This is a genomic window from Thermobacillus xylanilyticus (genome assembly GCF_907165215.1).
GTDB classification, from domain to species: Bacteria; Bacillota; Bacilli; order Paenibacillales; family Paenibacillaceae; genus Thermobacillus; species Thermobacillus xylanilyticus.
Genome location: NZ_CAJRAY010000002.1, coordinates 85,615 through 93,040, shown reverse-complemented (window position 1 = coordinate 93,040; position 7,426 = coordinate 85,615). Strand labels below are relative to the sequence as shown.

Here is a 7,426-nt window from a genome sequence, read left to right as displayed (position 1 = left end):
TGCTGAATTTATTGTCGCATTCTCGATTCTCGGTGTCCACTATTCAGTCTAGCATCAGCAAGACTTACTTGATGCCGCTCCGTACTGCGCCTTCGATGATATGTCTCTGAAAGAGGGCGTACAACACGATGATGGGAATCGTCACAATGGTCAGCGCCGCCATCATGTGGCTTGTGAAAATGTTGTACGTGTCGCTGAAAATCGCGTTGAGCGCCACCTGCACGGGCATGAGATCCGATTTTGTGATCGCCATGACCGGCCACAGAAAGTCGTTCCAGGAACCGATGAAGGTCAAAATCCCGACGGACACAAACATGGGGAGGCTGGCCGGAACGACGATTCTCCAGTAGCTCCCGAATTCCGTCAGGCCGTCCACCTTGGCCGCCTCGATGAGCTCCTCCGGGAAGGACAGGAAGTGCTGTCTGAACAGGAAGATGTTCATGACATTGACGAAGAACGGGATCAGGTAGCCGGCAAGCGTATTGATCATCCCGAGTTCATGCACGACCAGATAGAGCGGCAGAATAATGGCCTCGACGGGCACAATCATGAGCGCGATGATAAACAACAATATGGCGTTCTTGAACGGAAAATGAAACCTAGCCAGCGCGTAGCCCGCCAGCGAATTGACGGTCAGGCCCGCCAGCACCGTAACGGACGCGTATATCAGGCTGTTGAGCACATTCCGGAACACATTGTACATGGACAACAGTTCCTGATAGGATTTCAGAGTCAGATCCCCGAATCTCGGAACCACGGCATAGATGGTCGAGATGTCCCGGTAGATGACGCTGTCGATTTTGAAAGACGACAGGATCATCCACACCATGGGAACGAGAAATTGAAGCGCGATGAGAGAGGCGACGATATAAAAAGCCGTTTTCCTGATGACCTTCACGCTTTTTCCTCCCGAAAGAGCTTCTTGATGAGGACGGAAACGACGATGAGGAAAACAGTGAATACCACCGTGATCGCACTCGCATACCCGATGTTGCGGTGGCGATAGCCGTATTCGTAGATGTACTGCAGAATCGTCATCGTGGCGTAATCCGGGCCGCCTCCCGTCATGACCATGGGCTGCACGATGAGCTTGAACGCCTGGATGGTCGTGGTGATGACGAGGAACATCGTAATCGGCTTCAGGCCCGGCAGCGTGATGTACCGGAACTTGCGCAGCGAGCCGCAGCCGTCCAGTTCCGCCGCCTCATATTGGCTGGAATCAATGTTCGAGAGCCCCGCAAGGAAAATCATCATCTGATAGCCGCAGCCCGACCACGCCGAAATCATGACGATGGTGTACATCGCTTGCGAGCTGCTGGTCAGGAAAGGCTGGGGAGACAGCCCCAACGCCGTCAGCACCTCGTTGATCAGCCCCGAATCGGGATTCAGCAGCACCGTCCACAAAATGGAGATGACGACAAGCGACAGCACGGCCGGGGAGAAATACGCGGTGCGAAAAAACCCGACGCCCTTGACTTTCCTGTTCACGATGAGCGCCAGCACCAGCGCCATCGTCAACTGAATCGGCACCACGAACACGACGAACTTGACCGTGTTGAGGAAGGTCTTGCGAAACAGGTCGTCGGTGAAGATCCGCTGGTAATTGTCGAGTCCGATGAATTGCCGCTCATGCGGCTTCAGCAGGTAATAGTCCGTAAAGCTGTAGTTGATCGCCTTGCCGATCGGCAGTACGATGAACAACACGGCCAGAAGCAGCGCCATGAGAAGGAACGCATAGGCCGTGACGACTTCCTGCCATTTGTACTGCTTGAACATTTGCCCTTTTCACCCCCGTCAAAGATAGTGGCGAGGATGGAACCTCGCCAATTCCGGGTTATCCTTTTTTGTACTTCGCAAATTCCTGATCGATCTTCTTGACCGCGTCGTTCAGGTAGGTCTGGATGGTTGCTTCATCGGTTGTCTTGTTTTGGGCGATTTTGAGCAGGACGTCCTTCGCGAATGTCTCGGACAGGTACGGATACCCCACGGAAACCGGACGCGCCTTGTTCGTATGCTGGACCTGATATTGCATCACTTTCCATGCTTCGTTGAAATACGGGTTGTCCGTATTGGTGTCGATCACATCGATGGCGTTGATCCGGGTCGGAATGGAGCCGTTCTTCGTGAAATATTCCCGCGAAGCTTCATCATTGGTCAGCCATTCCATCACTTCGACGACCTGCGGAATGCGCTCCTCGGGGATGTTCGCGCTTCTGACGAAGGCCCAGCTGCCCGACGGCGTATAGAGACCGTCAAATTCCCCGTTCATTTTCGGATAGCGGAGCGATCTGAATTTCAGATCGGGGTAATTGCCCGTGAGCTCGTTGACGTACCAGAAGCCTGCGACAGCCATGGCAGCCTGTCCGGAATGGAAGGCCTTCTCGGGCTCCGCCGCGCTGGCCAGCGGACGATCCCCCGCGAACAGCCGGGCATATTTCGTCATCGCTTCCAGCGTCTCGGGGCCGTTCAGCACCCCGTCAACCGTCAAGCCGTCGTCGGCCACAATGTTCGAACCGTTCGACCAGACGAGCGGCGTGAAATAATACGTGCCGGTCTCATACACGCCGCTTGCCACATCCGTCAGCAGCGTGCTCAAGGCAACCGCGTACTTTTCAAAGGCCGGATCGTTGCTCTCCGAGGCGTATTGATCGATGTCGCGGGCCAGTTCCAGCAGCTCATCCCAGGTCCAGTCTTCATCGGGAGCCGGAATTTTGGCTTTGATGTCATCCGGCAGGGCATTGATCATGTCTTCGTTGTACATCACGACGACGGCCGAATCCGAATAGCCGAGCGCATACAGCTTGCCGTCAACCGTGCCTTGCTCCAGGATCGAAGCGGTAAATCCTTCGGCAAATCCTTCGCTCAGATAGGAGCCCACTTCGCCGATGACCCCCGCGTCCGCGTAGGCGGCCACGTCCGGACCGTCCAGCGTGAAGATGTCGGGCATGTCGCCGGCGGTAATGGCGGCGTTCAATTTGTCGATGTAACCGGAGCCGGCACCGGCCCGCGTAATGTTCTGAATCTCGACCTTCGGTTTGTCCGGATGCAGTTCATTGTATTTCGCCACGCGATCGGCAAACATTTTCCCCTCCGGCGTGTCCGCGGACGCTTGCGTCCAGACTACGATGGTGTCCTTCTTGCCGTTCCCCCCGCCGCTGCATCCCGCAAGCAGCACCAAGGCAATCAGACCGACGAGCAACACGAGTTTCTTTTTCATACGCCCCTCCGTGAGAATTAGTGAGAAAAAAACCAGAATAAATTGAGAATACGTATTCTGAAAGTAATCATATAAGACGCTGTAATCGCTGTCAACAATAAAATAATTTACTGATTAAATTGATTTTTATCTTCGGAAATCGTATTCTTATGATAGAATGAAATTAATATGCTATGATAGTTTTAACCATTCGGAACGGAACAATACAGGGTCTTGGAGGCCGACGTGAAGAAAAGAATCACGATGAAGGAGATCGCCCGTCTGGCCAATGTGTCGCAGGCGACGGTCTCGCGCGTCATCAACGGAAACCCCGACGTTAATGAGGAACTGGCGGCGAGGGTTTTGAAGGTGATTGAAGAGGTCGGATACGTGCCGAATCAGACCGCCCAAACGTTGAAGCGCAATCAGTCGAAGCTGATCGGGGTCAGCGTGTCCGAAATGTACAATCCCTATTTCGTCGAGCTGGTCGACCATCTGGAGGACAAGGCGCGGAAGCTGGGCTACAACATCATTCTGCACAATTCCAAGCACAACCCGATCCTGGAGTGGGAGAACATCCAGAACTTCCTCACCAGGCAAATCGACGGATGCATCATCGTTCCCACCGGAAGCTACAATCTGGAACGGCTCAGCAAGCTGCCCATCCCCGTCGTGTCCATCACGCAGACGGTAAGCTCGCTGGACAGCGTGGCCATCGATCACATGAAAGCCGGGAAATTGGCGGCCGCAAGTTTCATCAAAGCCGGCCATACCTCCTTCGCCTATATCGGGAAATCCGATGACGAGAAGTATCTCGGTTTCGCCAGTGTGTTGTATGAGCATCAGCTTCCCGTTTCGGATGTCCGGGTATTTGAACTCGAACAGACGTCCAACGACAATTTTCTCGTGCGTCAAGGTATCGAACGGCACTTCCGGCAGTTCGAGACGTTCCCTTTCACCTGTGTGTTCACCGAAAACGACATCGTCGCCCTGGAATGCATCAAACTGATTGAGGAACGCGGGCTGAAAGTTCCGGAAGATATCAGCGTGATCGGCTTCGACGATACGTATTTGTCAAAGATCATGGGCATCTCCAGCATCCATCAGCCGATCGAAGACATGGTGTCCACCTCGCTGGAACTGCTGATCAACCGCATTGAAGAAAAACTTTCGCCCGACATTGTCAGCATCCAGCTGGAACCGACGCTTATGACGCGCAAAAGCTCCAACCATCGGCGAATCTGAAAACAAAGCGGCAGCCTTGCGGCTGCCGCTGCTGTTTGAGTCTTTTCATCCGAAGAACAGGCCGATCTCCCGCTCCGCGCTGGCCGGCGAATCCGAACCGTGCACGATGTTGCTGTCCACGGTGAGGCCGAAGTCGCCGCGGATCGTGCCGGGCGCGGCCTCGGCCGGGTTCGTGCTGCCGATGACGCGCCGCGCCACCGCGACCGAATCGGGACCTTCCCACACGCTCGCGAATACGGGGCCGGACGTGATGAAGTCGACCAGTTCGCCGAAAAACTTTTTGTCCCGATGCTCCCGATAGTGCTCCTCCGCAAGCTCCCGCGTCAGGGTGAGCACCCGCGCTTCCCGTAGTGTCAGCCCTTTCCGTTCGAGCCGGCTGACGATCTCGCCGACGAGTCCTCTCCTGAAACCGTCCGGCTTCACCATGACGAATGTCCGTTCCATGCCGTATTCCCACTCCTATGCTGTGGTCGTTTGCTTAAGGATGCCCGGCATCCCGTTCATCTGAGCAGCGGCTTGTTCTTGAGCATGTGCAGCGACCGGATGAACCGGATGGTCTGCGTCTTCCCGCGCATGACCATCGAATGCGTCTCGGCGCGGCCGCCTTCCAGATACCGGACCCCGCCGAGAAATTCGCCGGGCGTCACACCCGTGGCGGCAAAAATGACATCCCCGTCGCCCACCATGTCGTTCATTCCGAGAATCCGGCGCGGGTCGTCAAGCCCCATCGCGACGCAGCGTTCATATTGCGCATCATCCCCGATCATCAACCGGCCCTGCAGCTCGCCGCCGAGACATTTGATCGCCGCTGCGGCGAGCACGCCTTCCGGCGCGCCGCCCGAACCGATGTACAGGTCGATCCCGGTCTCGGGAAAACAGGGCGCGATCGCCCCGGCGACATCGCCGTCGGACAGAAACTTGATCCGGACGCCGGCATCCCGGAGTTCTTCGACCAGCGCGGCGTGCCGCTGGCGATCCAGCATCATGACGGTGAGATCGGACAGCGGCTTGCCCAGCGCAAGCGCCGCTTTCTCCACCGTCGTGCGCACCGGATCCCGCAGGCTGAGCTTGCCGGCGAGCGCGGGGCCGACCGCGAGTTTCTCCATGTACATGTCCGGCGCGTGCAAGAGCTGCCCTTTACCCGCCACCGCCAGGACGGACATGGCGTTGTTCAGTCCTTTCGCGACGATCTCCGTCCCTTCGAGCGGATCGACCGCGATGTCGACTTCCGGCCCGGTGCCGTCGCCGAGCTTCTCGCCGATATAGAGCATCGGCGCCTCATCCATCTCGCCCTCGCCGATGACGACCGTACCCCGGATCGCGACGGAGTCGAACATGCGCCGCATCGCTTCCGTCGCCGCGCCGTCCGCCGCATTCTTGTCGCCCCGCCCCATCCACGGGGCGGCGGACAGCGCCGCAAGCTCGGTCACGCGGACAAGTTCCAGCGCGAGTTCCCTTTCCATGCCCTTCCTCCTAACGGTTTTGCCGTTTTTCCTGCGCTTCATGCATCATCCTGACAATGATGGCCGCCGTTTCCTCGATGGAGCGATGGGTGACGTCGATGACGGGGCAGCCGATTTCCTCCATGATCGACCGGGCATACGCGAGTTCTTCGCGAATCCGTTCAATCGACGCGTAGGACACGCCGCCGGGCAAGCCCAGTTCGCGAAGCCGTGAGCCGCGGATGCCGGCGAGCCTCTCCGGCTCCATCATGAGGCCGACGATCAGTGCGCCGGCCGGATTCTCGACCAGTTCCGCGGGCGGCCGGACTTCCGGCACGAGCGGCAGGTTCGCCGTGCGGATGCCTTTGTGCGCCAGGTAGACGCTGAGCGGCGTTTTCGACGTGCGCGACACGCCGATCAGGATGACTTCGGCCTGGAGCAGGCCGCGGAAATCTTTGCCGTCGTCGAACCGGATTGCGAACTCCACCGCCTCGATCCGCTTGAAATAATCCTCGTCGAGCGTATGCAGCAGTCCCGGTTCGCTCCGCGGCGATCCGTTGAACGTGTCGATGTACGCCTGCATCATCGGCCCGAGCACGTCCACCGCGCGGACGCCGCGCCTGCCCGCTTCCTCGCGCATCATCTCGCGCAGCTCGGGCTGCACCAGCGTAAAGGCGATGAATCCGCCCGTCCGTGCCGCTTCCTCCGTGATGCGGACGATCTCATCCTCATCCTTGATCGGGGCGCACCGTTTCAGCCGCACGCTGCCGCCGTCAAACTGGCGGATCGTCGCTTTCGCCACCGCCTCCGCCGTCTCGCCGACGCCGTCCGAACAAATGTAAATGATCTTCGGGTTCATCTCGTTCTCCGGTTCCGTCACCAACTTCTGCCTCCTTCATGCGGCGCCGGCGGCTGCAGGCTTCCGGCGAGCAGGCCGGCGATGTGCCGGACCGTCACGCGGCCGGCCGCTTCGCGCACCCCGTTCCGTTCGCGGACCACCGGAAGGCAGTCAAGCTCATGGGCGAACATCAGACGCAGCGCTTCGGCCGCGTCATCCTCCGGCGATACGGTCACGACGTTCGGCACCCGGGTCATGACGAGGCTGACCGGAAGCGCCGAGGCGTCGGCTCCGCCGACCGTCACTTTCAGCAAATCTTTGGCCGTTACGATGCCCGTGAACCGCTGCTCGCGGTCGACGACGATCAGTTCCTCGACGTTCTCGGTGAACAGCGCGACCACAGCGTCGTGCACCGAGCTGTGCTCGCCGACGCTGACCGGAACGGCCATGACATCTTTCACTTTACAGCCGGCCAGCCCTTGCGAGGCGGTCCGGGCGGTCCGGGCCGGGCCCGGGAAGTAGCCGACCTTCGGCTTCGCGTCGATCAGGCCGAGCATGACGAGCAGCGCCAGATCGGAGCGGAGCGTAGGCCGGCTGACGCCCAGCATGCCGGCGAGCTGCTCGCCCGTGATCGGCGCATGCAGCTCCACAAGCCGCACGATCTCCGATTGTCTCGCGGTCAGTTCGATGGCCAACACAACCTTT

General features: G+C 58.5%; 8 protein-coding genes. 1 reads left to right on the top strand and 7 read right to left on the bottom strand.

Features of this window, described 5'->3' with window-relative positions:
* Positions 1 to 64: 64 nt before the first annotated feature.
* From KJQ12_RS00915 to KJQ12_RS00905, 3 genes are read right to left on the bottom strand one after another with little or no spacing between them, the layout of a single operon-like run.
* Entirely contained in the window at positions 65 to 898 is an 834-nt protein-coding gene (locus KJQ12_RS00915) for a carbohydrate ABC transporter permease (protein ID WP_213483098.1), read from the bottom strand.
* Positions 895 to 1,776, bottom strand: coding sequence for a carbohydrate ABC transporter permease (locus tag KJQ12_RS00910; RefSeq protein WP_213483097.1), 882 nt, complete (start codon positions 1,774 to 1,776; stop codon positions 895 to 897). Before KJQ12_RS00910 ends, KJQ12_RS00915 begins: the two co-directional genes overlap by 4 nt.
* A gap of 58 nt (positions 1,777 to 1,834) precedes the next feature.
* Positions 1,835 to 3,217, bottom strand: a complete 1,383-nt coding sequence (locus KJQ12_RS00905) for an ABC transporter substrate-binding protein (RefSeq protein WP_015253564.1) — start codon at positions 3,215 to 3,217, stop codon at positions 1,835 to 1,837.
* A gap of 225 nt (positions 3,218 to 3,442) precedes the next feature.
* Between KJQ12_RS00905 and KJQ12_RS00900 the strand changes: the two genes are divergently transcribed.
* On the top strand, positions 3,443 to 4,441 hold the full coding sequence (locus tag KJQ12_RS00900; RefSeq protein ID WP_213483096.1) for a LacI family DNA-binding transcriptional regulator: 999 nt from the start codon (positions 3,443 to 3,445) through the stop codon (positions 4,439 to 4,441).
* A 45-nt stretch (positions 4,442 to 4,486) separates the two neighbouring features.
* Here the strand turns inward: KJQ12_RS00900 and ndk are convergent, their stop codons facing one another.
* Genes ndk through KJQ12_RS00880 form a run of 4 tightly spaced genes read right to left on the bottom strand, consistent with a single transcriptional unit; the run spans position 4,487 to position 7,416 of the window.
* On the bottom strand, positions 4,487 to 4,885 hold the full coding sequence (gene ndk / locus KJQ12_RS00895; protein WP_213483095.1) for a nucleoside-diphosphate kinase: 399 nt from the start codon (positions 4,883 to 4,885) through the stop codon (positions 4,487 to 4,489).
* A gap of 56 nt (positions 4,886 to 4,941) precedes the next feature.
* Complete coding sequence (gene glpX / locus KJQ12_RS00890; protein ID WP_213483094.1) at positions 4,942 to 5,904, bottom strand: class II fructose-bisphosphatase; 963 nt, start codon at positions 5,902 to 5,904, stop codon at positions 4,942 to 4,944.
* A 10-nt stretch (positions 5,905 to 5,914) separates the two neighbouring features.
* On the bottom strand, positions 5,915 to 6,742 hold the full coding sequence (locus tag KJQ12_RS00885; protein WP_213483102.1) for a pyruvate, water dikinase regulatory protein: 828 nt from the start codon (positions 6,740 to 6,742) through the stop codon (positions 5,915 to 5,917).
* A gap of 17 nt (positions 6,743 to 6,759) precedes the next feature.
* The gene (locus KJQ12_RS00880) at positions 6,760 to 7,416 is read right to left on the bottom strand and encodes a helix-turn-helix transcriptional regulator (protein ID WP_213483093.1); all 657 of its coding nucleotides are present in this window, start codon (positions 7,414 to 7,416) and stop codon (positions 6,760 to 6,762) included.
* Positions 7,417 to 7,426: the final 10 nt, after the last annotated feature.

What these genes read in the sequence shown, in the direction of transcription:
- KJQ12_RS00910 (WP_213483097.1), bottom strand. Translation starts at nt 1,776, where the DNA reads ATGTTCAAGCAGTACAAATGGCAGGAAGTCGTCACGGCCTATGCGTTC.
- KJQ12_RS00905 (WP_015253564.1), bottom strand. Translation starts at nt 3,217, where the DNA reads ATGAAAAAGAAACTCGTGTTGCTCGTCGGTCTGATTGCCTTGGTGCTG.
- ndk (WP_213483095.1), bottom strand. Translation starts at nt 4,885, where the DNA reads ATGGAACGGACATTCGTCATGGTGAAGCCGGACGGTTTCAGGAGAGGA.
- glpX (WP_213483094.1), bottom strand. Translation starts at nt 5,904, where the DNA reads ATGGAAAGGGAACTCGCGCTGGAACTTGTCCGCGTGACCGAGCTTGCG.
- KJQ12_RS00885 (WP_213483102.1), bottom strand. Translation starts at nt 6,742, where the DNA reads ATGAACCCGAAGATCATTTACATTTGTTCGGACGGCGTCGGCGAGACG.